We start from the raw sequence: 25,151 nt of genomic DNA, 5'->3' as shown, positions 1-25,151 counted from the left end.
TGCCGCCGGCACAAGGGCGGTACGGAAGAGGGCGGGGGCTCCCCGGCTGTCCGGAGGAGCCCCCGCCCGCTGTCACACCGTTTCCTCGACCGCCGCTTCCACCGGTTCGGGCTCGCGCCGTGCCAGGGAGCTGGGCCACCACGCCCGCCGCCCGATGTCGATCATCAGCGCGGGGACCAGCAGGGAGCGGACCACGAGCGTGTCCAGCAGGACGCCGAAGGCGACGATGAACGCGATCTGCACGAGGAACGCGAGCGGGATCACCATGAGGGCCGCGAAGGTCGCGGCGAGCACCACGCCCGCCGAGGTGATCACGCCTCCGGTGGTGGTCAGGCCGCGCAGCACGCCCTCCCGGTGGCCGTGGAGCAGCGCCTCCTCGCGGACCCGGGACATCAGGAAGATGTTGTAGTCCACGCCGAGCGCGACCAGGAAGACGAAGCCGTACAGCGGGACCGAGGCGTCCGTGCCGCTGAAGCCGAGCAGATGCTCGAAGACGAGCGTGGACACCCCGAGCGTCGCCAGGAAGTTCAGGGCGACGGTCGCGACGAGCAGCACCGGGACCAGCAGGGAGCGCAGCAGGAGCATCAGGATCAGCAGGATGATCACGAGGACGACCGGCACGATGACCGTACGGTCGCGGGCGGCGGTCTCCTGGGTGTCGTACTGCTGGGCCGTGTAGCCGCCGACCAGGGCGTCGGCGCCGGGGATCGCGTGCACCTCCGCGCGCAGCCGCTCGACGGCCGCCTTGGCGGCGTCGCTGTCGGCGGCGGCCTTCAGCGTGGCGTCGACGCGGACGCGTCCGTCGACGACGAGGGGCTCCCCGCCGCCGGGCCGGCCGGACTTCGAGACGGCGCCGGCGGACGCCACGCCCTCGGTGTCCTCGGCGGCGGCGGTCACCTCGTCGACGCGGTCGGCCGAGGCGATGATGACGGCCGGGTTGCCGGAGCCGCCGGGGAAGTGCTCGCCGAGCGTGCGCTGGGCGGACACCGACGGGGCGTCGTTGACGAAGATCTCGTCGAGCGGCACGCCCTTGGAGGACAGCTGGGGCGAGAAGACCGCGAAGACGCCGAGGACGAGGGCGGTCACCACCCAGGTGCGGCGGGGCCTGCCGGCCACCGTGGCGGCGACCCGGCGCCACACGCCGCGGCCCTGCGCCGACTCCTCGGCCGGCTGCGGCTTCGACGGCCAGTAGGCGGCGCGCCCGAGGAGGGCGAGCACGGCCGGCAGGAACGTGAGCGTGGACAGGACGGCGCACACGATGCCGATGGCGCCGACGGGTCCGAGCGCGCGGTTGTTGGTGAGGTCGCTGGCGAGGAGCGCGAGCAGGCCGAGCGCGACGGTGGCCGCGCTGGCGGTGATGGCGCCGAAGGAGCGGCGCACCGCGGCGAGCGCGGCGGCGGCCCGGTCACCGCCGCGGGCCAGTTCCTCCCGGAAGCGGGCGGCCAGCAGGAGGGCGTAGTCGGTGGCGGCGCCGATCACCAGGATGGAGAGGATGCCCTGCACCTGTCCGTCGACGCGGACGACGTCGTGGTCGGCCAGGACGTAGACGACGGCGCAGGCGAGCGCGAGGGCGAAGACGGAGCCCAGGATGATCAGCAGTGGCAGCAGCACACTGCGGTAGACCAGCAGCAGGATCACCAGTACGGCGCCGAGGGCCACGCCGAGGAGCAGCCCGTCGATGCCCGCGAAGGCGTCCGACAGGTCGGCCTGGCTGGCGGCCGGGCCGGCGATCTGCGCCGTGGTGCCGGACACGCTGCCGGCGGCGGCGCGGACCGCGTCGAGGGTGGGCTCCAGGTCGTCGCCGAGGTCGGGCCTGAGCTGGACGACGGCCTGCAGCGCCTCACCGTCGTCGGAGGGCAGCGCGGGCGACGGCCGGCCCACGATGCCGGGCTCGCCGGCGAGCGCGGCGACGGCCCGGGTGGCCTCGGCCCGCTCGGCCTCGGACACCTTCTCGCCGTCCGCCGTCCAGACGACGATCGCGGGCAGCGTCTCGGACTGGTCGAAGGCCTCCCGCGCCTTCAGCACCTGGGTGGACTCGGCACTCTGGGGCAGGAAGGCGGCCTGGTCGTTGGTGGCGACCTCGCCGAGCTTGCCTGCGTAGGGTCCGAGCGCTCCGCCGACGCCCAGCCAGACGAGCAGCAGGACGACGGGGACGAGCCACCGGGCCCAGCGCGGTGCGGTTCTCATGAGCATCCCATGCGGTAGTCAAGTTAACTCAATGGCAAAGTATCTCACTCATTGAGTGATCTTATACTGCACTCATGAGCGGTCCAGAGGTGCCCTCCCCCACTGTTCCGGCGGACGACCCGACAGGGTTGCAGTCGTTCGCCGTTCTTCTGCGCCGGATGAACAGCGAGTTCAACCGCATCACGCAGGAGTTCGCCCAGGCGCAGGGACTGCACCTGACCGACATGCAGGCGCTCATCGCGATCCTCGACGCCGACCCCGAGGCCGGTCCGATGACCCCCGGGCGGCTCCGCCGGCAGCTCAACCTGACGTCCGGTGCCGTCACGGCGTGCCTCGACCGTCTGGAGCGGGCTGGGCACATCCACCGCGTCCGGGCGGCGGACGACCGCCGGGTGGTGCACCTGCACTACGCCGAGCCGGCCAGGGCCGTCGCCCGGGACTACTTCCGCCCGCTCGCGGAGCGCACCGACACGGCCCTGAGCCGCTTCTCCCCCGACGAACTGGCCGTCGTCGTGCGGTTCCTGCGCGAGCTGAACGCGGAGCTCGTCCCGCTGCGCGCCGATCCGGCCTGAGTCACATGTCCAGGACGACGTCGGTGCGCGGCCGGGAGCAGCAGATGAGGGCCTGTCCGGCCGGCGGCGGCTCCAGGGGCGCGGGCGCGTAGCCGACCTCGCCCGACAGGACCGGGGTGACACAGGTGTGGCACACCCCGGTACGGCAGCTCCAGCGGGCCGGTACGTCGCAGGCGTCGGCGAGGTCGAGCAGGCTGTGCGCGCCGTCGGGGAACGGTGCCGTCACCCCGCTGCGGGCGAAGGTGACCCGTGGACCGGTGCCGGGCGGGCCGGGCGGCGGGTGCGGGGCCGGCGCCCCGGTCCCGGTCAGGCCGGGCGTGAGGGGAGGCAGGGTCGCGAACAGCTCGGTGTGGACGCGGGCGGGGTCGATACCGGCGTCGGTGAGCGCCCGCCGCATGTCCGTCATGAAGGAGGCGGGCCCGCACACGTAGGCGCTCGCCTCGGGCGGCACCCCCAGGGCCCGGACGGCGTCCGGGGTGAGGCGTCCGGGGGCCGCGTGGGCCCTGTCCCGCTCCTCGGGGGTGGCCGCGCTGTAGAAGACGTGCTCGTGTGCGTGCGGCAGGGAGCCCAGTACGGCGTGGGCCTCGGCGGCCAGGGGGTGCTCGCGCGGGCCGCGGGCGCCGTGCAGCCACCAGACGTCCCGGTCCGGGGAGCGGGCGGCGAGTTCGTGGAGCATGCCCAGGACGGGGGTGACGCCGATCCCGGCGGAGACGAGGAGCACCGGTTCCGTACCGGCGTCCAGGACGAAGTCGCCGCGCGGCGCCGCGGCCTCGAGGACGGCTCCGGGCCGCAGCGCCGTCGTCAGATAGCCGCTGGCGGTGCCGTGCGGTTCGTGCTTGACGCTGATGCGGTAGCCGTCGGCGCCGGGGACCGCGGAGAGCGAGTAGCTGCGGATCGGTGCCGGCCGCGCGGTGCCCGGGACCCGCACGGTGAGGTACTGGCCGGCGCGGGCGTCGGGCAGCGGTGTCCCGTCGGCCGACGTCAGGTGGAGGGAGACGACCGTGTCCGTCTCGGCGGTCACGGCGGACACGCGCAGGGACCGGAACCCCTCCCAGGCGGGCGCGTCGGCGGCGGGCTCCCCGTCCTGCGCCGCCAGCAGGTCGCGGAAGGAACCCTGCCAGCCGGGGCTGAGCGCGGGGATGGCGAGCGCCCGCCGCAGCAGGGCCGGGTCCCGTCCGGGGAGATAGAGCAGGGCGTCGGTGTCGGCGACGGTCAGCGCGCCGGGGCCGGTCCGGGTCCGGACGATCGGGTCGCCGGCCCGGATCAGCCCCTCGCGGACGACCCGCAGGTAGAAGCCGGGCCGGTGGTGGGCGACGAGCAGCGCGGGCATCTCGGGCACGCCCATCCGCAGCCCCACGCGATAGCAGGTCACCCGGGGCTGGGTGACCTCGAACTCCGCCTCCCCGATCCGGTACCGGTCGCCGATGCACACCTCGTCGTCGGGCAGGCCGTCGACGGTGAGGTTCTCCCCGAACTGCCCGGGGACGAAGTCGTCCCGTCCGAGGTGCCGCTGCCAGTACCGGTAGGAGTCGATCTGGTAGACGAGCACCGCGCGCTGCTCCCCGCCGTGCCCCTGGGTGTCACCCTGGCCGTCGCCGTCGAGGTTCAGCCGGCGGGCCATGACCGGGCCGGACACGGAGTGCTTCCACACGCCCGTGCGGACGGTCCGGCCCTGCCAGGGCACGTCCTGGGGCAGTCCCACGTTGACCGACAGCAGTGAGGGCATCCGGACGCTCCTTCCGGTACCAGTCAAGACGGTCCGGCGCCCGCGCTCATGTCGATCACGGGACGGGAGCCGCCTCACGCAGCGGGATGCGGCTCCCGCGCACCCGCCGGGGCCGGAACCGGACCCGGCGCCCGGTGCCGCCCTCGTCCCCGGCGGCCGCCGGGTCCCGCCACTCCACCGTGGCCTCACCGCTGAGGTGCAGGGTGCGGCCGGTCGTGAAGTCGAGGAACAGCAGGGCCGCGGCCGGGTCGACGGTGAGGTTGCCGAGGCTGGTGAAGAGGTTGTTCCCGGCGTAGTCGGGCCACCAGAGCTCCCCGCCCTCGACGCGTACGAAGCCGGGCGCGCCGCCCTTGTGGGAGGCGTCGGTGCCCCGGTCGGGGTGCGTCGTGCCGAGGAAGAAGGTGTCGGCGCCCTCGATCAGCGCACGGTCCCGGTCGTCCAGCCCGGCCCGGACGGCCGTAGGAGCCGACGCGCCCGCCGGGGCGGTGGCGTCCGGGGCGAGGAGGCGGGGGCGGATGTAGGCGGGGCAGTTGCCGAACGCCTGCTCGGCCTCGATGGTCAGGGCGCCGTCCGTGCCGTCCGTCAGCCGGCCGTTGACCCGGATACGGCGCCGGAGACCAAGGTCGATCGCGAGGAGCCCGGCGGGCTGCGGAACGGGCAGGGCGTGCAGCGGGTCACCGGCCCGGGGTGCGGCGGCCACGGTGAGGGTGGTGCCGTCCCCGTCCAGGAAGCCCGGCTCACCGGTGAGGGGGGAGATCCACAGCGCCCCGTCCCGGTCGCGGGCGGTGAGGACGGCGAAGGTCCGTGCCGCGAGGGCCGCGCGCAGCCCCCCGCCCAGCCACGGCGGCCGCAGCATGCCGTGCAGCCGGGCCGCCTCCTCCGTGGCCCCCGCCCGCGCCTGGACGGCGCGCTCCCCCTCATGGAAGCCCGACGCGTTCATCCGGACCGCCTCCTCTCCTTGTGCCGCGGTGCGGTGCGTGGGGTCAGACCAGGACGCGGCCGAGGAAGTCGCGCATGGCCCCGGCGATGGTGCCCAGGTGCGACTCCAGGGCGAAGTGCCCGGTGTCCAGCAGACGGACCTCGGCGTCGGGCAGGTCCTGCCGGAACGCCTCCGCGCCGGCCGGGCCGAAGATCGGGTCGTTGGCCCCCCAGACCGCGAGCAGCGGGACCTGGCTGTCGCGGAAGCACTGGTGGACCTTCGGGTAGAGGGCCACGTTGGTCGGGTAGTCGCGGAACAGCCGCAGCTGGATCAGGTCGTTGCCGGGGCGGTCCAGCAGGGCCAGGTCGTGGGTCCAGGCGTCGGGGCTGACGAGGCTCGGGTCCGGGACGCCGGTGAGGTACTGCCAGCGCACGCCCTCCGGGGTGAGGGCGGTCCGCATGGGGGCCTCGGTGTCGGGGCCGGGGTGCTCGCCGTAGGCGAAGACGTCCTTCCAGAACTCCGGGACGAGCCCCTCCTCGTAGGCGTTGCCGTTCTGGGTGACGATCGCGGTGATCCGGTCGGGGCCGCGCAGGGCGAGGCGCCAGCCGATGGGCGCGCCGTAGTCCATCACGTACATCGCGAACCGCTCGACGCCCAGCCGCCGCAGCAGCCCCTCGGTGATGTCGGTGAGCGCGTCGAAGGTGTACGGGAAGTCCTGGAGGGCCGGCACGGCAGACCGGCCGAAGCCGATGTGGTCCGGGGCGATGACGTGGTAGCGGTCGGCGAGCGCCGGGATCAGGCCGCGGAACATGTGCGAGCTGGTCGGGAAGCCGTGCAGCAGGACGACGGTGGGGGCGCCGGGGTCGCCGGCCTCCCGGTAGAAGACCTCCAGGCCGTCGACGGTGACGGTGCGGTGGTGCACTGCGTACTCCATGCTTCTAACCCCTCTAGAGCCGTTCGCTGGTTACACACACAGTCGACCACGACCGACCTAACCTGTCAACACACTTTTAAGAGTTAGGATGGCTGGACGGAGGCAGGCTGTAGCCTGCGCAGGGCGAACGGACAGGTGAGGAGGCGGACGCATGGAGCAGGACACCCTGGTGGAGCTCCTCAACAGCACCCCCGTGGTCGACGGCACCCCGGAGGATCTGCTCGCCGACCCCGAGGCCGCCCGCGCCTGGCAGCGCGAGCACGGCGGCAGCGGCACCCCCGCCGAGCGCCGGCATCTCGTCGAGGCACGCGACCTGCTCCAGCGGGTCGTCCGCGGCGACGCCCCCGCCACCGCCCTCGGCCCGCTGCTGGAGGGCGTCACCTCGCATCCGCGCGTCGACGCCGACGGCGTGACGTGGGAGCCGAGGCCGCCCACCGACCGGCGACTGGCGGTGGAGGCGGTCCTGGCCTGGGGCGCGATCCAGGAGACGATGCCCGGCCGGCTGCGCCCGTGCGCCAACGAGGAGTGCCGCCGGTTCCTCCTGGACCGCAGCAAGACGAACAAGGGGCGCTGGTGCTCGATGGCCCTGTGCGGCAACCGTATGAAGGCCCGGCGCCACTACGAGCGCACCCGCCAGGCGGCCGCCCACCGACCGGACTGACCCGGCCGACGCAAAGGCCCCGCCCCCACCAGAGTCGGTGGGAACGGGGCCCGTGGTCTTCCGCGGACGCGTCAGCAGGTGCGGCCGACGTAGTGCGCGCCCTGGATCTTGGCGGCGGAGCCGAGCCAGGTCCGGCCCGGCGCCACACAGCGCTCGTAGTCGGCGGCGTAGGCGACCCGCACCTGGATCACCACACGGGAGCCGTCCGACGTGCAGTGGTTGTAGTACGCGTCGGAGCTGGTCTCGTAGAAGCCGCAGGGGTCCGCGGCGGCCGGGCCCGCATGGGCGGTCACCATGCCGAGGGACGTCAGCGCGAGGGCGGCGGAACCGAGGACGCCGGTCAGCGTACGGCGAAAACTCAAGGGAACTCCTTGGCCGGTGCGGGCGGCGGACCGGACGTCCCCGCCCGTCGAGGGGTCGGTACGCCCCTCAGCATTCCGCCGGGCGTCCGGCGCTCCGGGCCCCGCACGCCCCGTTCACCTGGTGAATCGTTCGGCCCGTAGGCCGTTGGGGCGATCCTGGACCGCTCGTCCCGCGCACTCCCCCGGCACCGTGTAAGGCCGTCACGGCAGGATCGCGGCCGTCACGGCAGGATCGCGTCGACGTACCCGCCGTCGACCCGCACCGCGCCGCCCGTGGTGGCCGAGGCCAGGTCGGAGGCGAGGTAGACGACCATGTTGGCGATCTCCTCCGGTTCGATCAGGCGTTGCAGCAGGCTCTGCGGCCGGTACTCGCGCATGAAGGTCCGCTGCGCCTCGTCCCAGGGCAGGTCCTTGTCCACCAGCTCGTAGACGAAGTCCTCCACGCCGCCCGTGTGGGTGGGGCCGGCGAGGACCGAGTTCACGGTGACCCCGGTGCCGGCCGCCTGCTTGGCGAACCCGCGGCTCACCGCGAGCAGGGCCGTCTTGGACATGCCGTAGTGGATCATCTCGGCCGGGGTCACGATCGCCGAGTCGCTGGCGATGTTCTGCACCCGGCCCCAGCCGCGCTCGACCATGCCGGGCAGGTACCGCCGGATCAGCCGTACGGCCGACAGCACGTTGACGTCGAAGTAGCGACGCCACTCCTCGTCGCTGATCTCCAGGGGGTCGGCGGAGCCGAAGATGCCGAGGTTGTTGACGAGGATGTCCACCTCGGGAAGGAGTTCGGCCACCTGGTCGACGCCCTCCTGCGTGGTCACGTCCGCCGCCACCGGGACCAGCTGGGCGCCGGGCGCCCGGCTGCCGAACTCGGCGACGCTGCGCTCCACACGGTCCCGGCTACGGCCGTTGACGCCGACCCGCGCCCCCGAGCGGGCCAGCCCGACGGCGATCGCCGCGCCGATGCCCTGGGTGGAACCGGTCACCAGCGCGGTGCGGCCTTTCAGATCGATCTGCATGCCTACAGCCCTTTCCCGTGTCCGTTCGTCCGTGTTCGGGTACCCCGCGGCGTTCGTTGCGTACGCCCTCAGAGCGCGATGGCTTCTATCGAGCGCATGCGGGCAGCGGGCGGGTGCGGGCGTCATGCCACCGGCCGCCGGGGGACGGGCTCCCGGCGGCCGGTGGCGTACGTTCGGTGGGGGGTGGCATGCCTTCGGCGGTGGGTCAGTTGAAGGGTTCGAGGGTGATCGTGGCCTGGCGCGGGTCTCCGTCGTGGACGAGGGACTCGTGGTTGCCGACGTCGTCGAAGGCGAACGCGTACGCCTTGCCGTCGGCCATCTGGGAGTGGATCACCCGGGCGTAGTGGTCGGTGACGCCGTCCTTGTAGAAGGCGTCCGCGGAGGCGTCCGGCTGGTTGGGGTTGACCAGCAGGGTGGAGCGGTGGAATCCGGCGCACAGGGTGCGCGAGATCGGGCCGCGCACCTGGTCGTTGGGCGCGTCGAGCTTGCGGTGACAGCCGAAGACGGAGGAGGCGTCCGGCTTCTCGAACTGGGTGACGACCGCGCCGGCACTGTTGGTGAAGCGCAGGACGCCGCCCGAGACCCGGCCGAAGTACTTGGTGTTCGGCTGGTCCTTGAACGGTGTCACCGTCAGGGTCGCCGAGGTGTACTTCTGCCAGACCCGGTTGATGTAGTCGTCCAGCACGGAGACGGGCAGCGCGCCGGTCTCCAGACCGTACAGCGGGGACAGCGCGCGCAGCACGGTGCCGTCGGAGCGGGTCTGGATCAGGTTGCCCCAGCCGCCGGACTGGTTCCTGAGCCCGTTCAGGACGGCGTTGTAGCCGCCCGCCTTCAGCTTGCCGGCGCTCGCGGTGCTGCCGTCGGGGCGCTGCACGCCGACCGAGTACGGCGCGGAGAACATGTCGACCTGGGTGCTGTTGAGCCACAGGCCGCCGTCGTCGAGCGTGTACTCGGTCCAGTTGAACAGGATGTCGCGGTTCGGGTCGCTCGGGTTCTGCACGGCGGGCTGGACGAGTCCGCCGGTGGTCAGCTTGAACTCCAGCTTCCGCCCGTACGAGAAGTACACGCGCCCGGAGAACTTCGGCATCCGGATGGTCGTGGACTGTCCGGCGGCGGGGCCCGCGATGGAGGCGTCCGGCGCGGGGGTCGGCGGGTTCCCGCCGGCCGGCCAGGGGTGGAAGGTGCCGTTCGCGTCGGCCCAGCCCTGCCGTCCGGTCGAGAGTTCGGTGCCGAGGTTGTAGACGTACACCTGGTCACCGCGCGCCGAGTTGTTGGTGATCTTCAGGGGGATGGTCGCCGGGACGGCGGCGTGGGCGGGTGCGCCCGTCCCGGTCGCGAGCAGCGTGCCGCCGAGGATCGTGGCGAGGGACAGGCCCGCGGCCGCGATCCGGCGTTCGAGTGTCTTCCCCATGCTCCGTCTCCGTTCGAGTGGGGGATCGACGATCTGAGAGCGCTCTCAGAGTCCCGCCCTGGTATGGACCTGTCAACGACTCAACCAATATCGACTGCCGGGAATCGGCTACCGGAATCGACTACCGGGGAAAGAGAGAGCGGGGCGGCCGGTGACCGGCCGCCCCGCCCTCCTGACGCTCCGCCCCGTGCCGCTCCGTCACCTCGTCAGTCCGCCCGCAGCCAGCGGTCCGTGACGGCAAGGGCGGCCGCCATGATGCTGAGCTGCGGGTTCACCTCGGGGCAGCTGGGCAGTACGGACCCGTCGGCGATCAGTACGCCGTGCACGCCCCGCAGACGTCCCTCCGGGTCGGCCGGCGCCCGGTCCTCGTCGGCGCCCGCCGCGGCCGTACCGGTGGGGTGGAACGCGGACACGTGGAGCTGACGTACCGACACATCCGCGAGCAGGGCCTCCAGTTCCGCCATGTCGCGGGCGCGGGGGGCGTGCGGGACGCCGGTCAGGACCTCCTCGGCACCGGCGGCGAACAGCAGGCGGCCCATGGCCCGTTGGGCGCGCAGCAGACGGCCCGCGTCGCGGGGCGCCAGGTCGTAGCGGAGCAGGGTGCCGTGCCGGCCGAGGACCCGGCCGGAGGGGCGGTCGGCGACCATCGCCCCGAGCGTCGCCAGGTGTTCGGTGTCCTCCAGCGCGTGGCGGAGCGCGCGTCCGACGCCCGGCAGCACGAAGGAACTCATGCCCGGGGGCGCGGCGGTGGCCTCGATGAGGATGCCGTCGGCGTGCAGTGCCTCCACCGCGACGCTCTGCAGGACGGCCCGCCCGCCGCCGACGGGGGTGCCGAAGCGGCCCGCGACACTGATGGCGGGATGGACGCTGAGGTTCCGTCCGAGGCCGGGATGACCGCCGAGACCGGAGCGGCGCAGGAGTTGCGGCGTCCCGAGGGCACCGGCCGCCACCACGACGAGGGGGCTGAGGATCTCCAGTTCGCTGCCGTCGGGGCGGCTCACCAGGACGCCCGCGGCGCGGGTGCCGCCCGGCCGGTCGCGGTCGGTGAGTATGCGGCGCACGCGGGCGGCCGTGACGATCCGGGCGCCGGACGCGCACGCGTCGGGCAGGACGGAGAGCTGCACGCTCTGCTTGGCGCCGGTGGGGCAGCCGACGACGCACTGGCAGGAGCCCTGGCAGCCGGGCGCGTTGCGGCGCAGGGGGCCCGCGGCCCAGCCGAGGCGCCGGGCGCCGGACAGGGCGAGCCGGCCGTTCTCGCCGAGGACGTCGAACGGCTGCCGGGCGACACGCAGGGTGCGTTCCGCCTCGTCGAGGTGGGCGGCGAGACCGTCGGCGGCGGCGAAGCCGTGGGTGGTGCGCCATCGGGTGAGGACGTGGTCCGGAGTGCGGTAGCAGGTACCGGAGTTGACGACGGTGGTGCCGCCGACGGCGCGCCCGGTGGGGACGACCAGCGGAGGGGCCCCGTACGCGATCGTGGCACCGGCGTCCCGGTACAGCGCGGTGAAGCGGTCGAGCGGGGTCCGGTCCGCGAACGAGGCGGTGGTGTGGTGGTCGCCCTCCTCCACGACGACGACCCGCAGTCCGGCGCGGGCCAGGGTGCGCGCCGCCATGGCACCACCGGCGCCGGACCCGACGACGACGGCGTCGGCGGTGGACCGGCTGGGCCAGGCGGAGGACGGCGTGCAGTCCAGCGGCGGGTCCTCGGGGGCGGGCCGCGCGGACGGTGCCTCGCGGTGCAGCATCCGTTCCGTCCCGGCGGCGAGCAGCACCGGCACCTTGAGCGCGTCGAGCACCGGCAGGGCGCTCCGGTGCCCGGCGAGCCGGGCCAGCAGGCGCTCACGCTCGCCGGGGGTCAGCGCGGTGAGGCGACGACCGGTACGGGCCAGGGCGTACGCGTCGACGGCGAGGGCGGCGCCATGGACGGCGGCACGGGCGGAGCGCGGCATCGCGTCCAGCAGGGTCCGCAGGCGGCGCGGGACGCCCGTCACCCAGTCGGTGGTGCCGTCGTCCGCGAGGAAGGCGGCGGTGAGGGCCGGCAGGGCGGCGTCCGGGCGGAGGCTCATCGCTCACCGACCTTGGCGAGGACGGCGGTTGAGGCGGAGCGCGGCATCGCGTCCAGCAGGGTGCGCAGGCGGCGGGGCATGCTCCGGGCCCGGTCGGGGGTGCCGTCGTCCGCGAGGAAGGCGGCGGTGTCCGTACGAGGGGTCACCGCTCGCCGACCTCCGCGTGGGCGGTGCCCGTCAGGTGCCAGTGCGCTTCCGGCCGCCAACTCCCCCACCAGCGTTCCAGGCGGATCTCCGCGTCGGCGCTCTCGCTGTTGCGGCAGACGGCGGTGGATCCGTCGGGGTCGGTGTAGTCCAGGGCCAGGGTCCGCTCCTCGGGCTGGTACACCGTCACCCGGATCCGGCGCAGGCCGGCCCGGCCGGTCACCCGCCAGCGGGGCAGGCCCAGGTCGGACGTGAAGCGGCCCGCTCCCGCCCAGCCCACGGCGGTGCGTTCGGCGCGTCCCGGCCAGGTCCGCCCGCCGCGCAGCAGGCGCAGGAAGACGAGCGGGGGCAGCCGGTCGAGTCCGGGTCGGGTGGACACGGCGGCGACGATCTCGAGAAGGTCGCCGCCGCCCAGGTCGGCGTGGAGCCAGGCCCAGCGGGAAGCGTTGCCGTGGCCGTAGATGCGGGCGCTCGCGCCGAACGCGCCGTCGAGGCGCAGCTGTTCGCCCTCGCCGTAGCGGACGGTGCCGGTGTAGCGGCAGCGGGAGGCCGGGAGCATATGGCTGGCGGGCAGCCAGGGGTGGCGCCAGGACCAGCGCGGGAAGGTGTGCAGCGGCGGGCCCTGCGGTGTCTCGGTGAGCGACCAGGTGAACGGGCCGGCGCTGCCGGACAGCGTGCCGGGGGCGACGCGGACGCCGTCGGCGGCGTAGCCCTCGGTGTCGCGGGTCGCGGGGACGGGCCCGAATCGGGCATGCCGGACCGGGCCGTTCGGGGGGAAGACGGCGGCCCAGCCGTGCGCGTAGGCGGCCGATCCGTCGGTGGGGGCGACGACTTCGTGGTGCAGCCAGACCCCGGTGCCGGTCGCCGGGTCGGTGAGGGTGGTGTACCAGACCTCCGTGCGGCCCGGCCGCCCGTCCCAGCGGGCCGCGAGGTGCCGTCCGGGATGGTCGGCGGAGGTCCGGGGGAACCGGAAGCTCGTGAGGAACGGCAGCAGTCCGGTGCCGAGCGGGAAGCGGAGCGTGCCCTCCCCCGCCGGCCGGCCGTCCTCGAGGAGGCTGTACGGCAGGACGGTCATCGAGGTGACGGGCCTGGCCGGGGAGAGGGACTTCCAGCCGTCCAGTTCGAGGCGCCGCCCCTCCAGGGAGAAGGTGATCCGGTAGCGGATCCTGCGGCGGGCCAGCGGGGATATCTCCAACTCCCCGGTGGCGTCGGCGTCGTCGGCGCGTCCCGCGATCCGGACGCGGCCGGTGAGCCGGGCCAGGGTGGTGCGGTGCGGCAGCACCACCGTGCCGGCGCGGGCCACGAGGTCGAGGCGGACGGGCCGTTCGCGGTCCTCCCCGTCCAGGCGTACGCGGCCCAGCAGGGTCTCCCGGAACTCCGTCCCGCGGGTGCTCACCGCTCCCCGCCCCGGCCCCGGCCGGCGGAGGCCAGCCCTTCGAGCATCAGGCGTTCCGTCGTGGACAGGTAGGCCCCGGCGGCCGTGCGGGCCCCGGTCTCGTCGCGCGCGGCGACGGCCTCGACGACGGGGGCGAGCCGGTCGTGGGCGGCCCGGGCGTCCTGGAAGGGCTCCACGAGTGCCGAACGGACCGGCAGATAGGCGTTGAACAGGGTGTTGGTCAGCAGGACGTACACCCGGTTGCCGGTGGCGCGGGCGAGCGCGCGGTGCACCTCGGCGTCCGCGAGCTGCGCGTCCTCGCCGCCGTCCGCCTCCCCCACGGCCGTGACGAGGCGGCGCAGTTCGGCGATCTGGTCCTCGGTGGCACGGGAGGCGGCGCGCTCGGCGATCAACGCGCCGATGCTGCGCCGCACTTCGAAGATCTCCCCGATCCAGTCGGGGCTGTGCCGCACCAGCATCGGCAGCAGGTCGGCCCCGCCCAGCCGCAGGAAGTCACGGACGCGTGTGCCCACGCCGTGCCGGGTCTCGAGGAGTCCCGCGTGCACCAGGCGGCCGAACGCGTGCTTGAGCGTGGTGCGGTTGACGCCGTACTCGTCGGCGAGTTCCCGCTCCGGGGGCAGATAGCTCCCGGCGGGATGGCGCCCGGCGAGGATCCGCTCGCGCAGGCGCTGCTCCAGTACGTCGACGACCGTCTCGCGCGGCAGTGCTCCCATTCGAGGCCCCCAGCCCGGGTGTGGTTCAGTGACTGAGCCACTGAACCACCGTGGTTGACTGTGCGTCAACACCTCCTGCGCACACGGTCCTTGGGGGTCTCCTACGGCAGTTCCAGCGGCGTTGCGTGACGTCGCAGTGTGCTTCGCCGTTGCGGACAGTCCCGGTGAGCGCGGAGGCCGAACAGCTCTGGCCCGGCGGGCGATACGGGCTCGGCCTGGTCGAGCGCCCCCTGAGCTGCGGAGGAACCTACTGGAGCCATCCCTGCCCGTTCAGGCCGGTGCGCGCAGGGCGAGAAGGGCCACGTCGTCGTCGTTGTCGGCGGGGCGGACGCGGCGCAGCACCTGGTCGGCGAGGACGGTGAGCGGCCGGTGCACGTAGGCGGCCGCGTGGCGGCGCAGCCGGTCCAGGCCCACGTCGAGGATCTGGCCGTGCTCCTCCACGAGGCCGTCCGTGTAGAGCACGAGGGTGGAGCCCGGCTCCAGCACGGCCTGGGCGTCGGGGCGCCTGGCGCGCAGCCCGGTGCCCAGGGCCACGCCGTGCCCGCCCTCGAGGAAGCGGCCCACCCCGTCCCTGCCGACCAGCAGCAGCGGCGGATGCCCCGCGTTGGTCCAGGTCAGCTGCCAGGTGCCGTCGTCCAGCGCCTCGATGCGCGCGAAGATCATGGTGGCCATGCTGACGTCGGTGATGTGCTCCATCGCCTCGTCGAGCCGGGTCACGATCCGGCTGGGGGGCTCGTTCTGCGACCAGGCGTAGGCGCGCAGCATGTTGCGCAGCTGCGCCATGCCGGACGCCGCCTCCAGATCGTGGCCGACGACGTCGCCGATGGCCAGGGCGGTCGCCCCGTCGGACAGCGGGAACGCGTCGTACCAGTCGCCGCCCACCTGCGAGGCGTCCGGCGCGGGCAGATAGCGGGCCGTCATCTCCAGGCCCGGGACGCCCGGCATCTGCGGCAGCAGATGGTTCTGCATGGTCTCGGCGACCTTGCGCTGACGCTGGTACAGGCGGGCGTTGTCCAGGGCGAGCCCGGCGCGCCGCGCGATGTCCTCGACCAGCGGGAGGTCGGCGGTGCTGAACTCCGCCTGGTTCTCGGCGCGGCCCAGCGTCAGCGCGCCCAGCACCTCGCGCGTGCCGCGGATGGGGGCGATGGCCGCCGAGTGCATGCCCGTACGGTCGAACAGGCGGCGCTGCTCGACGGCGATCCCGGAGTCGGGCGGGCGGTGATACCGCTCGGGTCCGGTCACGGTGGACGACGCCCCGCGCAGGGCTCTCGACAGCGGCCACTGGGACTCCGCCAGCACGGGCGGCATGGGCCCCTCCAGGTCCTCGTGCCGCTTGAGGGTGGCGCCGTCCGCATGGGCGACGACGTCCCGCCACACCTCGTCGCGCTCGGTGACCAGGTCGACGATCACCCAGTCGGCCAGCCGGGGCACGACCAGATGGCTGAGCCGGCTCAGCGTCTCCTCGGTGTCGAGCGTCGAGGTCAGCTGGGCGGTGGCCTCGGCGAGCAGGGCCAGCCGCTCCAGCTCGGTCAGGGTGGCGACCGGCGTCTCCGGCGGCGCGGCCGGCTCCTCGGCGATCTCCTGCGGGTGGAAGACCACCAGCGTGTGTTCCTCCTCCTCGCCCTCGACCGTGTACGGCGTGATCAGCCAGGCGACGGGTCGGACGGAGCCGTCGGGCAGCGCGAAGAACTCCTCCGTGCCCTGGGCCGGCCGGCCCGCGTGGAACGCCTGGCGCATGGCGCACTGGCTGTGCGGCAGCGGCTGGCCGTGCGGGCCGCGGTGCAGCAGGTCGTGGGCGTCGTAGCCGGCGACTTCGCCGGCGGATCTGCCGAGCATGCGCTCCGCCTGCGCGTTCACCGCGACGATGCGGCCGCGTTCGTCGACGAGGTAGGCGCCGACGCCGAGGGCGTCCAGGGCCCGGGACAGCGCGGCGGGCACCGGCGCCACGTCCTCGCGGCGCAGGGTCTCCGAGTCCTGCGACCCTTCCACGTCGTGCCTCCCTGCGATCGGTACGGGTTCCCCGGTCGTGGGCCCGCACGCCCTTTCGCGCCACGCCCCGCCCCGGTGTGTCCTCCGTGTGCCCCCGGACGGCCGAAAGGCACCTGCCTTGCGCGGCCGGTGTCGGGGGTCGGAGGATCCATGGCCACACGGTACGCACGACTCGGCGGGAGGAGCGGGGATGGAACCGCGGACGGAGGGCCGCCCGCGCGGGCTGTTCGTCGGGCTGTGCACGCTGGACGTGGTACAGCTCGTGGACCGGGTGCCGGCCCCCGACGAGAAGGTGACGGCACTCGACCAGCTCGTCACGGCCGGGGGGCCGGCGGCGAACGCTGCCGTGACCTTCACCCATCTGGGGGGCGCGGCACAGCTGCTCACCGGGGTCGGCTCGCACCCGCTGGGCGAGATGGTCCGGGCGGACCTGGACCGGGCGGGGGTGACCGTGACCGACCTGGCGGCCGGCCGGGACGAGCCGCCCGCCGTGTCCTCGGTCCTGGTCACCGCCGACACCGGGGAGCGTGCCGTCGCCTCCACCAACGCCCGCGCGCACCGGCTCGCCCCGCCCGCGCCCCCGGACCTGGACACCCTGCTGGCCGCCTGCGACATCGTGCAGTTCGACGGCCACCACCCCGCGCCGGCCCTCGCCGCGGCGCGTGCGGCGCGGGCGGCGGGGCGCCGGACCGTGCTAGACGGAGGCAGCTGGAAGCCGGGGACGGAGGACCTGCTGCCGTACATCGACGTGGCCGTGTGCTCGGCGGCCTTCCGGCCACCCGGTGCCACCAGTGACACCCTTCGGTTCCTGCGGGACCACGGCGTCACCTGGGCGGCCGTCAGCCACGGGCCGCGTCCCCTGGTGTGGGCGGGCCCGGACGGCGCCGGCACGGTGGAGGTCCCCGAGGTCCCCGTGGTCGACACCTTGGGCGCCGGCGACGTCCTGCACGGCGCGCTGACGCATGCGCTGGCGCGAACCGCCGCCCTGACCGGCACGGACTTCGCCGACGCCCTACGCACCGCGGCGACCCTGGCGGCCCACTCCTGCACGTCGTTCGGGACGCGTGCGTGGATGCGGGAGGTGTGAGGGGTCGGGACCGTCCCCGTCCGGCGTGCCGGGCACCCTCCCGTCCCCGGGGCCGCCCCGACACGCCGAGCCGACCGGGCGACTGCGCCGGGGGCCTTCGCACGCGGCGGACTGACCGCACGGTCTGGCGAAGGGTGCTGGAAGCGGCCCTTAAGGCGGGATGGTGGGAGCGGGCGCTGTCGGCCCGGTCCGGCGTGCCGGGCACCCTCCCGACCCCGGGCCGCCCCGACACGCCGAGCCGACCGGCGTCGACTGCGCGAGGGCCCGCGTACGGCGGCCGTCTGGGCTCACGACCAGCGCGGAACGCGGGCGGCGGGCGGGCCGGCCGCTCACGCGAGGCCGGGCCGCTCACCTACGGCCGGCCCGACTCGCCGACCTGACCGGGGCGGACTCCACTCGAAGGTCGGACGCGGCACAGCAGACCCGTGTGCGCTCCCCCGGAACCGTCACTCATCCACCGACTGGCCCGACCCGCCGACCCGACCGGGCGGACCTCGCCCGGTGCCCGCGTACGGCAGCGCACCCGACCGTACGGTCCTGCGGGGCGTTCGGCGGTGGCCCGGAGACGGGACCGGTGAACGGGGTGCGCTCACCCCGGGCCCGGTCGGGGCGCCGGTCTGCGCCGACTTCGCCGGGTGCTGCGTGCGGCGGGCCCGGCAGCGTGGTCCCGCACCTCGTTGTCACGGCTCAGCGGGCCCGCTGATCGCCGGGGCGCCACGCCGAGCCGATCTGCGCGGGAGGCGCCGCCCCCTCCGTGTGGTCCTGCACCTCGTGCGGAAGCGCTCAGGCGGACGGCTGAATCGCGCGGCCTCAGTCCGGGCCGGGAGTCGTCGGCGGGCGCATCACCCAGCGGATCGTGCGGGTGAGGGCCTGGCCGGTGGGGCGGATCGCCACGTCCTCGACGAGGGGGATGCGGGGCAGCCAGAGCAGGCGGCGGGCCCACGGGGGCAGCAGGGCCACGGCGTTCGCGGCGAGGCCGCCGTACAGGGGGCGGACGGCGAGGGGTACGGGTGGCTGGAGCAGGAGGAAGCGGGCGGTCGCCCGGGCCTCCGGGGTGGCCCGCAGCTCGGGGCGGTAGGCGGCGAGGCGGGCCGCCAGCTCGCGGCGGTCGCGCGGCGGGTCGGTCACGCCGAGGGCCCGCGCCACCCGTGCGGCGTCGGCGACGTAGCCGTCGTAGCCGTCCGCGTCCAGCGGGCGCGCGCCGAAGCGCTCGTGGGCGCGGAGGAAGCTGTCCGTCTCGGCGGCGTGCACCCAGCCGAGCAGATGCGGATCGGCCGCGTGGTACGGCTCCCCGTCGGCGGTCGTGCCGCGGATCCGCTCGTGGATGGCGCGGACCTGGTCGACCGCCCGCTGGGCGTCCCCGGCGGTGCCGTACGTCGTCACGGCGAGAAAGGTGCTGGTGCGCTGGAGACGGCCCCACGGGTCGCCCCGGTAACCGGAGTGCCCGGCCACCGCCGCCATCGCCAGCGGGTGCAGGGACTGCAGCAGCAGCGCGCTGAGCCCGCCGATGAACATCGACGCGTCGCCGTGGACCGCGCGGATCGGCCGGTCGGGGCCGAACCAGCGCGGCCCCGGGGTCTCATGGATACGGGCCCGGGTCGCCGGCCCGTCGGGGCCCGCGACCCGGCGGAACAGGGCCTGTCCCAGATGGTCACGCACCACGCTCAGCACGGCCCGCCTCCCTTCCGCCGTCGCCGGTCACCCGGCGGCGGACGCGCGCTCCCGGTCGGAGGCCGGCCACACGTACGGCAGGTCGTCGGCCACACCGGGGAAGAGCGCCGCGTACACCTCGGGGTCCTTGCGCACCAGCGCCGACCGGTGGCTCTCGTGGAACGCCTCGTCGCCGAGCCACGGCGGCAGCTCGGCGGCCGCCGCCAGCTCCTCCTGCCCCCGGACGGGGCCGGGCCGGTGCGCGGCGAGCCCGGAGACCAGGGATGCGGCGCAGCTGTCCTGGTGCCCTTGGTCCCGCCAGACCCGGCAGATCTCCAGGCCGTAGCGGACCAGGGCCTCCTCGTAGCCGGTCCACATGCGGACGGCCGGATGCCTGCGCCAGCCGTAGCCGGGCACGGTCAGGCCCCGCAGGACCTGGAGGGCCTCGACGCGCTGCTTGCCGAGCCGGCGCCGGTCCAGCAGCAGCGCCGTGCTGTGGAAGTCGGGGTCCGGCAGGAAGGTCTGCATACTCCCCCGCTCACTTCTTGCGCAGGGCGGACGGCTTGTGGACGGCGGACCTGCCGGACTTCTCGCTGCGCACCTCGTACTGCGGCTCCTCGGCGGAGGCGTCGACGGTCCGGCCCGCGGCCTCCGTACGGCGGGTGATCTTCCGCTCGACGGTGCCCTCAGTGGTGCTGCCGTGACTCTTCCAGGTCACCTCGTCGCCCTTGGCGAGCCCGTCACCGGACTGCTTCGCGCTCTTCTCGTTCTTCGCGCCCTTCGCGCCCTTCGCGCTCTTCTCGTTCTTCGCCACCGTGATCCCTCACTTCCTGCGGGTGCGGAGACGGCGGGACCCGCCCCGAGTGCCCGTCCGGCACCCGCCCAACCCGCACCGCCCGACCCGCACCGCCGGGCCCGTCGACCGTCGGGCGGCGCCCCGGATGCAGGGGCGCGGGCCGAGTGCTGCAATGACTGCAGGGCCGCACTCGGGCTGCGCGGACGCCCTCCGCCATCGGGATCGCGGCCGGGCCCGGACCGTTCGTACGAGGAGAGGTCATGCACCAGGACATCGCGGACATGGGGCCCGTCGACTACCTGATCGTCGAGTTCCCCGGCAGCCGGATGACGGGTGAGGGGCTTCCCCTCCTCGTCGACCTGGTCGACCGGGGCATCATCCGCGTCCTCGACCTGGCCTTCGTGCGCAAGGGCACCGACGGGTCCGTCGAGGCCCTCGAACTGCGCGACACCGGCGACGAGGTCGACCTCACGATGTTCGAGGGGGCGTCCTCCGGACTGCTGGACCAGGGCGACCTGGAGGACGCCTGCGCCGCGCTGGAGGCGGGCAACTCCGCCGCCGTACTGGTCTACGAGAACCTGTGGGCCGCTCCCCTGGCCCGCGCGCTGCGGCGCGGCGGTGCCGAGCTCGTGGCGAGCGGCCGTATCCCCATGGACAGCCTGGTGGCGTCGCTGGACGCGGCCGAGGCGGCGGCACCCGCGGGCGGGACCGCCGGCGCACGGTGACAGGGGCGCCGGCCGGCGCGCCGGGCCCACCTCAGCAGGGAGACGAGTGACATGCCAGGACTGCTTCGCGGGGTCGCCCGCACGGCCGTCATCTCCGGGACCGCCACGGCGGTGTCCAACCGGGTCTCGCGCCGGCAGGCGGGCCGGTGGGCCGAGCAGGACCGTGAGCGGCAGTTCGCCTACGGGCAGGAGGCCGCGCCCGCGGCGCCCGCCCCGGCCGAGCCGGTGCCGAACGCCGACGACATGACCACCAAGATCGACCAGTTGAAGCAGCTCGGCGACCTCAAGGCCCAAGGGGTGCTCACCGAGGAGGAGTTCCAGGACCAGAAGCGCCGGATCCTCGCTTGACGCACGACGGGCAGGACGCGCGCGAGACGTCCCCGCAGGGCGGGCGGACCCAGCCGGAGGAAGCCGACCGGCTGCGCGGGATGCTGCGCGACCCGGCGTACCTGAAGGCGCTCGTCTTCTCCGCGCTGATCGGCGTCCCGGTCGCCCTGCTGGCGTTCTTCTTCCTGGCCGGGCTGCACCAGCTGGAGCACGTGCTGTGGGCCGACCTGCCCGACGCGCTGGGCTGGGACGCGCCGCCGTGGTGGTGGCCGCTGCCGCTGCTGGCGGTCGCCGGTCTCTGCGTCGGCCTGGTGGTCCGTCATCTTCCGGGGGCGGGCGGGCATGTGCCGGCGGCCGGGCTGCACGCCCCCGGATCGACCGCGGCCAGCCTGCCGGGTGTCGTCCTGGCGGCGTTCGCCAGCCTGCCGCTGGGCGCCACGCTCGGCCCCGAGGCCCCGCTGATCGCGCTGGGCGGCGGCCTGGCCATGCTGTTCGCGCGGCTGGCCCGGGCGCCGACCACCCCGCAGAGCGCCGCGCTGCTCGGTGCGGCGGGTGCGGCCGCGGCCCTGCCGGCGATCTTCGGCAACCCGCTGATCGGCGCGATCATCCTGATAGAGGTCGCCGGGGTGGGCGGCCCGCGACTGTTCGCGGTGATGCTGCCGGCCCTCCTGTCCAGCGGCGTCGGCTCCCTCGTCTTCACCGGCTTCGGCCGCTGGACCGGCCTGTCCACCGGCAGCCTGAGTCTGCGTCTGGGCGTGCCGACGCCGCACATCGACGCCGGGGACGTCATCTGGTCGATCCCCCTGGCCGTCGCCATCGGCTTCGCCGTCCACCTGATCATGGACACCGGGCGGCTCGCCGCGGTCTTCGTCGCCGGGCGGCCGGTGCCCCGTACGGTGGTCTGCGCGCTGGCCGCCGGTGCCTGCGGTGCCGTCTACACCCTCGCCACCGACCGGGACCCGGCGGACGTGGCGTCGTCCGGCCAGACCACGCTGACGCAGCTGGCGCAGGACCCGCACGCGTGGGGGGTCGGCGCGCTGATCGCCGTGCTGCTGTGCAAGGGCGCCGCGTACGCCGTGTGCCTGGGCAGTCTGCGCGGCGGCCCGATCTTCCCGGCCCTGTTCCTGGGAGCGGCGGCCGGCGTCCTGCTGTCGCCCCTGCCCGGCCTGGGTGTCGTACCCGGACTGGCGGCCGGCATGGCGGCGGCGGGCGGCGCCGCGCTGCGCCTGCCGGTCAGCAGCGCGGTCCTGGTCGTCCTGCTCATGGGCGGGGCGGAGATGACCCCGGTGGTCCTCCTGGCGGCGGTCGCGGGCTTCGCCACGGTGGAGCTCCTCCCCCCGGGCCGCACGGTCCCGCCCATCGGCAAGCCGGCGGAGGCCCCGGTGGCGGCACAGAAGACGGGCGGCGGCCCTCAGGGCGCGTGAGGCGGACGGCGTGAGGCACGAGAGCGCGGCCGAGGCGCCCCCGCACGTGCACCCGGCGGCCCCGGCGCCGAGCGGCCCGTAAGCGGGGGCCGCGCGCCCGCACGGCGGGGGCCGGCGCCGCGTCCGGCGGAGCGCGCGATGTCCCCGGCAGGCACCCGGCGGCCGCCGTCCGGTGGGCGAACCCGCTGCGCCGGTCGGCGCAACGGCCGATCGGGCCACCTCGCGTACAGCGGAGCGTGGTGGTTGGGTGGTACGTGACCTCCGGGCCGGGCCCGGGCAGCCGGCCGCGCAGGGCAGGAGACCGTGATCGTGAGTTCCGCCGAGGGCAGGCCCCGTGACGTCGTTCCGCCGCAGTTGCTCAAGGGGCAGAAGGCGCTGGTGACCGGCGCGAACTCCGGGATCGGGCGGGCGACGGCCGTGGCGCTCGGGAAGGCCGGGGCCGATGTCGTCGTCAACTATGTGACGGGGGCGGAGGAGGCCGAGGCCGTGGCGGAGGAGATCAGGTCCCACGGGGTGCGGGCGGCCGCCTACGAGGCCGACGTCTCCGACGAGGGCCAGGTCGTCGCCATGACGAACCGGATGATCGAGGAGTTCGGCACGGTCGACATCCTCGTCGCCAACGCCGGTGTCCAGCGGGACGCGCCGCTCACCGAGATGACCCTCGCGCAGTGGCGCAAGGTCATCGACGTCAACCTCACCGGGCAGTTCCTGTGCGCGCGGGAGGTCACCAAGGAGTTCCTGCGGCGCGGCGTCGTCCCGGAGGTGTCGCGCGCCGCCGGGAAGATCATCTGCATGAGTTCGGTGCACCAGATCATCCCGTGGGCCGGGCACGTCAACTACGCGGCGTCCAAGGGCGGTGTGCAGATGATGATGGGGACGCTCGCCCAGGAGCTGGCGCCGAAGAAGATCCGCGTGAACGCCATCGCCCCGGGCGCGATCCGGACCCCCATCAACCGTGACGCCTGGGACACCCCCGAGGCCCGCGCGGAATTGCAGCAGCTCATCCCCTACGAGCGCATCGGCGACCCGGAGGACATCGCGTACGCCGCGGTCGGCCTCGCCTCGGACCTGTTCGACTACGTCGTGGGCGCCACCCTCTTCGTGGACGGCGGGATGACGCTGTTCCCGGGGTTCGCCACCGGAGGCTGACGGGCCGGGACGCGCGTCATCTCCGGTCGAGCGCCGCGTCCAGGGTGAGGGCCGCGTCGACGAGGGCCAGATGGGTGAACGCCTGCGGGAAGTTCCCCAGTTGCCGTCCGGTGGGCGCGATCTCCTCCGAGTACAGGCCCAGGTGGTTGGCGTACCCCATCATCTTCTCGAACACCAACCGGGCCCGGTCGGTCCGTCCCGCGCGGGCCAGGGCGTCGACGTACATGAAGGTGCACAGCGAGAAGGTGCCCTCCGAGCCGGCCAGGCCGTCCGGTGACGCCTCGGGGTTGTAGCGGTAGACCAGGCTGTCGCTGACGAGTTCGTCCTCCATCGCGGTGAGGGTGGACGTCCACAGCGGGTCCTGGGGCGTGATGAAGCCGACCGTCGCCATGCGCAGCAGCGAGGAGTCGAGGACGTCACTCCCGTAGTGCTGCACGAACGCCCGCCGGGACCGGCTCCAGCCCTTGCTCATCACCTGCTCGTAGCAGGCGTCGCGCGCCCTGCGCCAGCGGTCGGGGTCGGCCGGGCGGCCGTTGGCCTCGGCGAGCCGCAGCGCGCGGTCGAAGGCCACCCAGGACATGACCCGGCCGTAGGTGAAGTCCTGGCGGCCGCCGCGCGTCTCCCACAGGCCCTCCTCCGGCTGGTCCCAGTGGTCCACCAGCCAGTCCAGGTCGGTCAGCAGCGCGGTCCAGCCCTGGTGGCTCATGGGGTGTCCGTGCCGGTGCGCGAAGTAGATGCTGTCGAGGGCCTCGCCGTAGATGTCGAGCTGGAGTTGCCCGGCGGCGCCGTTGCCGATGCGCACGGGCGCCGAACCGGCGTAGCCCGCCCAGTGGTCGAGGGTCTGCTCGTCGAGGTCGGAGGAGCCGTCGACCCGGTACATGATGTTCAGCGGGCCGGTGGCGCCATGGCCTCCGGCGCGTTCCCTGACCCGGTCGGTCAGCCACTGGATGAACGCCTGCGCCTCCTCGGTGAAGCCCAGGCCGAGCAGGGCGTACACGGAGAAGGACGCGTCCCTGATCCAGGTGAACCGGTAGTCCCAGTTGCGTTCGCCGCCGAGTTGCTCGGGCAGGGCGGCGGTGGGGGCGGCGACGACGGCTCCGGTCGGCGCGAACGTCATCAGTTTCAGGGTGATCGCGGACCGTTCGACCGTCTCCCGCCAGCGGCCGGTGTAGCGGGACTGGCGCAGCCACGACCGCCAGTACCGCACGGTCTCCTGGAACGTCTCCCCGTACTCGGCGAGCCGTACCGTCCGCGGGGTCCCGTCACCGCCCCATTCGAGGATCAGTCCCCGCTCCTGGCCGGCCTCCAGCGTCATCGTGAAGTGCAGGGCGTCGCGCCGGTCGGCGAGGACCTCCATCAGCCGCTCGTCGTGCGGTTCGCGGATCGGGTGCACGGTGAGGTGCGCGCCGTCGTCATCGGTGAACGTGGCCCCGTGCGTGGTGATGTGGAGCCGGTGCGGGCGGCGTCCGTAGTCGAACCGGGGGGCGATCTCCACCTCGAACGTCATCCGGCCCCGCACACAGCGGACCATCCGCACCAGCTGGTGCCGTTCGGTGACGGTGGTGCCGGTGACGGGCATGAAGTCGTGTATCTCGCCGGCGCCGGCCTCGGTCATGTAGCGGGTCACCAGGATCGCGGTGTCCGGGAGGTACAACTGCTTGGTCGCGTACGCGCCGTGCCGGGGCCGGACCGTGCAGTGCCCGCCGTTGTCCTTGTCCAGCAGGGCGCCGAACACGCTCGGCGAGTCGAAGCGCGGGGCGCAGAACCAGTCGACGCTGCCGTCGGTGCTCACCAGGGCCGCGGTCTGCAGGTCCCCGACCAGGCCGTGGTCCTCGATGAGGGGGTAGTCGTGCATCGGGGCGGACCTCCCGGTGTGCCGGTCCCGGTCTCCCCCTCCGCC

The 25,151-nt window shown here is 74.2% G+C and carries 23 protein-coding genes; 7 read left to right on the top strand and 16 right to left on the bottom strand.

Annotated features, from left to right (window positions below; genetic code table 11):
* Positions 1 to 72: 72 nt before the first annotated feature.
* A complete protein-coding gene (locus tag F8R89_RS33855) occupies positions 73 to 2,187 on the bottom strand; it encodes an MMPL family transporter (RefSeq protein ID WP_151787580.1) in 2,115 nt (704 codons plus the stop codon).
* A gap of 74 nt (positions 2,188 to 2,261) precedes the next feature.
* Here F8R89_RS33855 and F8R89_RS33850 point away from each other — a divergent pair, with 74 nt between their 5' ends.
* Complete coding sequence (locus F8R89_RS33850) at positions 2,262 to 2,759, top strand: MarR family winged helix-turn-helix transcriptional regulator (RefSeq protein WP_192806305.1); 498 nt, start codon at positions 2,262 to 2,264, stop codon at positions 2,757 to 2,759.
* A 1-nt stretch (position 2,760) separates the two neighbouring features.
* Here F8R89_RS33850 and F8R89_RS33845 read toward each other — a convergent pair whose 3' ends face one another.
* The 3 genes from F8R89_RS33845 to F8R89_RS33835 are packed head-to-tail and all read right to left on the bottom strand — an operon-like array spanning position 2,761 to position 6,338.
* A complete protein-coding gene (locus F8R89_RS33845) occupies positions 2,761 to 4,485 on the bottom strand; it encodes an MOSC and FAD-binding oxidoreductase domain-containing protein (protein ID WP_151787579.1) in 1,725 nt (574 codons plus the stop codon).
* A 55-nt stretch (positions 4,486 to 4,540) separates the two neighbouring features.
* A complete protein-coding gene (locus F8R89_RS33840; RefSeq protein WP_151787578.1) occupies positions 4,541 to 5,425 on the bottom strand; it encodes a pyridoxamine 5'-phosphate oxidase family protein in 885 nt (294 codons plus the stop codon).
* 43 nt (positions 5,426 to 5,468) lie between these two features.
* Positions 5,469 to 6,338 (bottom strand): alpha/beta fold hydrolase, encoded by an 870-nt coding sequence (locus F8R89_RS33835; protein ID WP_151787577.1) that lies wholly within the window; start codon positions 6,336 to 6,338, stop codon positions 5,469 to 5,471.
* A 151-nt stretch (positions 6,339 to 6,489) separates the two neighbouring features.
* On the opposite strand from F8R89_RS33835, the gene F8R89_RS33830 reads away from it, so the two are divergent.
* Complete coding sequence (locus F8R89_RS33830) at positions 6,490 to 6,999, top strand: CGNR zinc finger domain-containing protein (RefSeq protein WP_151787576.1); 510 nt, start codon at positions 6,490 to 6,492, stop codon at positions 6,997 to 6,999.
* Positions 7,000 to 7,070: 71 nt separating this feature from the next.
* Here F8R89_RS33830 and F8R89_RS33825 read toward each other — a convergent pair whose 3' ends face one another.
* The 8 genes from F8R89_RS33825 to F8R89_RS33790 all read right to left on the bottom strand — a co-directional run bounded on the left by F8R89_RS33825 (position 7,071) and on the right by F8R89_RS33790 (position 16,093).
* Positions 7,071 to 7,361: a DUF6355 family natural product biosynthesis protein gene (locus F8R89_RS33825; protein WP_151787575.1), complete on the bottom strand. Its 291-nt coding sequence runs from the start codon at positions 7,359 to 7,361 to the stop codon at positions 7,071 to 7,073.
* A 221-nt stretch (positions 7,362 to 7,582) separates the two neighbouring features.
* Positions 7,583 to 8,377 (bottom strand): SDR family NAD(P)-dependent oxidoreductase, encoded by a 795-nt coding sequence (locus tag F8R89_RS33820; RefSeq protein ID WP_151787574.1) that lies wholly within the window; start codon positions 8,375 to 8,377, stop codon positions 7,583 to 7,585.
* A gap of 205 nt (positions 8,378 to 8,582) precedes the next feature.
* Positions 8,583 to 9,788: a glycoside hydrolase family 64 protein gene (locus tag F8R89_RS33815; RefSeq protein ID WP_151787573.1), complete on the bottom strand. Its 1,206-nt coding sequence runs from the start codon at positions 9,786 to 9,788 to the stop codon at positions 8,583 to 8,585.
* 206 nt (positions 9,789 to 9,994) lie between these two features.
* Complete coding sequence (locus F8R89_RS33810) at positions 9,995 to 11,851, bottom strand: GMC family oxidoreductase (protein WP_151787572.1); 1,857 nt, start codon at positions 11,849 to 11,851, stop codon at positions 9,995 to 9,997.
* Complete coding sequence (locus F8R89_RS36405) at positions 11,848 to 11,997, bottom strand: hypothetical protein (protein WP_192806304.1); 150 nt, start codon at positions 11,995 to 11,997, stop codon at positions 11,848 to 11,850. Before F8R89_RS36405 ends, F8R89_RS33810 begins: the two co-directional genes overlap by 4 nt.
* Positions 11,994 to 13,391 (bottom strand): hypothetical protein, encoded by a 1,398-nt coding sequence (locus F8R89_RS33805; RefSeq protein WP_151787571.1) that lies wholly within the window; start codon positions 13,389 to 13,391, stop codon positions 11,994 to 11,996. The genes F8R89_RS36405 and F8R89_RS33805 overlap by 4 nt, the downstream gene beginning before the upstream one ends.
* Positions 13,388 to 14,104 (bottom strand): FadR/GntR family transcriptional regulator, encoded by a 717-nt coding sequence (locus F8R89_RS33800; RefSeq protein ID WP_151787570.1) that lies wholly within the window; start codon positions 14,102 to 14,104, stop codon positions 13,388 to 13,390. The genes F8R89_RS33805 and F8R89_RS33800 overlap by 4 nt, the downstream gene beginning before the upstream one ends.
* Before the next feature lie 270 nt (positions 14,105 to 14,374).
* A complete protein-coding gene (locus tag F8R89_RS33790) occupies positions 14,375 to 16,093 on the bottom strand; it encodes a SpoIIE family protein phosphatase (RefSeq protein WP_151787569.1) in 1,719 nt (572 codons plus the stop codon).
* Between the two features lie 190 nt (positions 16,094 to 16,283).
* On the opposite strand from F8R89_RS33790, the gene F8R89_RS33785 reads away from it, so the two are divergent.
* Positions 16,284 to 17,180 carry a PfkB family carbohydrate kinase gene (locus F8R89_RS33785; RefSeq protein WP_151787568.1) on the top strand — a complete coding sequence of 299 codons (897 nt, stop codon included), beginning with the start codon at positions 16,284 to 16,286 and terminating at the stop codon, positions 17,178 to 17,180.
* An 810-nt stretch (positions 17,181 to 17,990) separates the two neighbouring features.
* Here F8R89_RS33785 and F8R89_RS33780 read toward each other — a convergent pair.
* The 3 genes from F8R89_RS33780 to F8R89_RS33770 are packed head-to-tail and all read right to left on the bottom strand — an operon-like array spanning position 17,991 to position 19,644.
* Entirely contained in the window at positions 17,991 to 18,851 is an 861-nt protein-coding gene (locus tag F8R89_RS33780; protein WP_151787567.1) for an oxygenase MpaB family protein, read from the bottom strand.
* Between the two features lie 27 nt (positions 18,852 to 18,878).
* Complete coding sequence (locus tag F8R89_RS33775) at positions 18,879 to 19,358, bottom strand: MSMEG_6728 family protein (protein ID WP_151787566.1); 480 nt, start codon at positions 19,356 to 19,358, stop codon at positions 18,879 to 18,881.
* A 10-nt stretch (positions 19,359 to 19,368) separates the two neighbouring features.
* Positions 19,369 to 19,644, bottom strand: coding sequence for a DUF2945 domain-containing protein (locus tag F8R89_RS33770; protein WP_151787565.1), 276 nt, complete (start codon positions 19,642 to 19,644; stop codon positions 19,369 to 19,371).
* Positions 19,645 to 19,886: 242 nt separating this feature from the next.
* On the opposite strand from F8R89_RS33770, the gene F8R89_RS33765 reads away from it, so the two are divergent.
* The 4 genes from F8R89_RS33765 (at position 19,887) to F8R89_RS33750 (ending at position 23,251) form a co-directional block, all read left to right on the top strand.
* Positions 19,887 to 20,351 (top strand): DUF6325 family protein, encoded by a 465-nt coding sequence (locus F8R89_RS33765; protein WP_225994574.1) that lies wholly within the window; start codon positions 19,887 to 19,889, stop codon positions 20,349 to 20,351.
* A gap of 51 nt (positions 20,352 to 20,402) precedes the next feature.
* Positions 20,403 to 20,699 carry an SHOCT domain-containing protein gene (locus F8R89_RS33760; protein ID WP_151787564.1) on the top strand — a complete coding sequence of 99 codons (297 nt, stop codon included), beginning with the start codon at positions 20,403 to 20,405 and terminating at the stop codon, positions 20,697 to 20,699.
* An 80-nt stretch (positions 20,700 to 20,779) separates the two neighbouring features.
* Entirely contained in the window at positions 20,780 to 22,102 is a 1,323-nt protein-coding gene (locus tag F8R89_RS33755; protein WP_151788390.1) for a chloride channel protein, read from the top strand.
* Positions 22,103 to 22,411: 309 nt separating this feature from the next.
* Complete coding sequence (locus tag F8R89_RS33750; RefSeq protein ID WP_225994573.1) at positions 22,412 to 23,251, top strand: SDR family oxidoreductase; 840 nt, start codon at positions 22,412 to 22,414, stop codon at positions 23,249 to 23,251.
* Positions 23,252 to 23,267: 16 nt separating this feature from the next.
* On the opposite strand, the gene F8R89_RS33745 is transcribed toward F8R89_RS33750, so the two are convergent.
* Positions 23,268 to 25,106, bottom strand: a complete 1,839-nt coding sequence (locus F8R89_RS33745; protein WP_151787563.1) for a glycoside hydrolase family 15 protein — start codon at positions 25,104 to 25,106, stop codon at positions 23,268 to 23,270.
* Positions 25,107 to 25,151: the final 45 nt, after the last annotated feature.

The organism is Streptomyces sp. SS1-1 (assembly GCF_008973465.1).
Taxonomy (GTDB): Bacteria; Actinomycetota; Actinomycetes; order Streptomycetales; family Streptomycetaceae; genus Streptomyces.
This window is presented reverse-complemented; position numbering and strand designations above follow the sequence as displayed.

Bases quoted from the DNA above. Each gene is read 5' to 3' on its own strand.
- F8R89_RS33840 (WP_151787578.1), bottom strand. From the start codon at position 5,425: ATGAACGCGTCGGGCTTCCATGAGGGGGAGCGCGCCGTCCAGGCGCGG.
- F8R89_RS33800 (WP_151787570.1), bottom strand. From the start codon at position 14,104: ATGGGAGCACTGCCGCGCGAGACGGTCGTCGACGTACTGGAGCAGCGC.
- F8R89_RS33850 (WP_192806305.1), top strand. From the start codon at position 2,262: ATGAGCGGTCCAGAGGTGCCCTCCCCCACTGTTCCGGCGGACGACCCG.
- F8R89_RS33835 (WP_151787577.1), bottom strand. From the start codon at position 6,338: ATGGAGTACGCAGTGCACCACCGCACCGTCACCGTCGACGGCCTGGAG.
- F8R89_RS33785 (WP_151787568.1), top strand. From the start codon at position 16,284: ATGGAACCGCGGACGGAGGGCCGCCCGCGCGGGCTGTTCGTCGGGCTG.
- F8R89_RS33765 (WP_225994574.1), top strand. From the start codon at position 19,887: ATGCACCAGGACATCGCGGACATGGGGCCCGTCGACTACCTGATCGTC.
- F8R89_RS33745 (WP_151787563.1), bottom strand. From the start codon at position 25,106: ATGCACGACTACCCCCTCATCGAGGACCACGGCCTGGTCGGGGACCTG.
- F8R89_RS33810 (WP_151787572.1), bottom strand. From the start codon at position 11,851: ATGAGCCTCCGCCCGGACGCCGCCCTGCCGGCCCTCACCGCCGCCTTC.
- F8R89_RS33775 (WP_151787566.1), bottom strand. From the start codon at position 19,358: ATGCAGACCTTCCTGCCGGACCCCGACTTCCACAGCACGGCGCTGCTG.
- F8R89_RS33855 (WP_151787580.1), bottom strand. From the start codon at position 2,187: ATGAGAACCGCACCGCGCTGGGCCCGGTGGCTCGTCCCCGTCGTCCTG.
- F8R89_RS33845 (WP_151787579.1), bottom strand. From the start codon at position 4,485: ATGCCCTCACTGCTGTCGGTCAACGTGGGACTGCCCCAGGACGTGCCC.
- F8R89_RS33760 (WP_151787564.1), top strand. From the start codon at position 20,403: ATGCCAGGACTGCTTCGCGGGGTCGCCCGCACGGCCGTCATCTCCGGG.
- F8R89_RS33815 (WP_151787573.1), bottom strand. From the start codon at position 9,788: ATGGGGAAGACACTCGAACGCCGGATCGCGGCCGCGGGCCTGTCCCTC.
- F8R89_RS33830 (WP_151787576.1), top strand. From the start codon at position 6,490: ATGGAGCAGGACACCCTGGTGGAGCTCCTCAACAGCACCCCCGTGGTC.
- F8R89_RS33755 (WP_151788390.1), top strand. From the start codon at position 20,780: ATGCTGCGCGACCCGGCGTACCTGAAGGCGCTCGTCTTCTCCGCGCTG.
- F8R89_RS33820 (WP_151787574.1), bottom strand. From the start codon at position 8,377: ATGCAGATCGATCTGAAAGGCCGCACCGCGCTGGTGACCGGTTCCACC.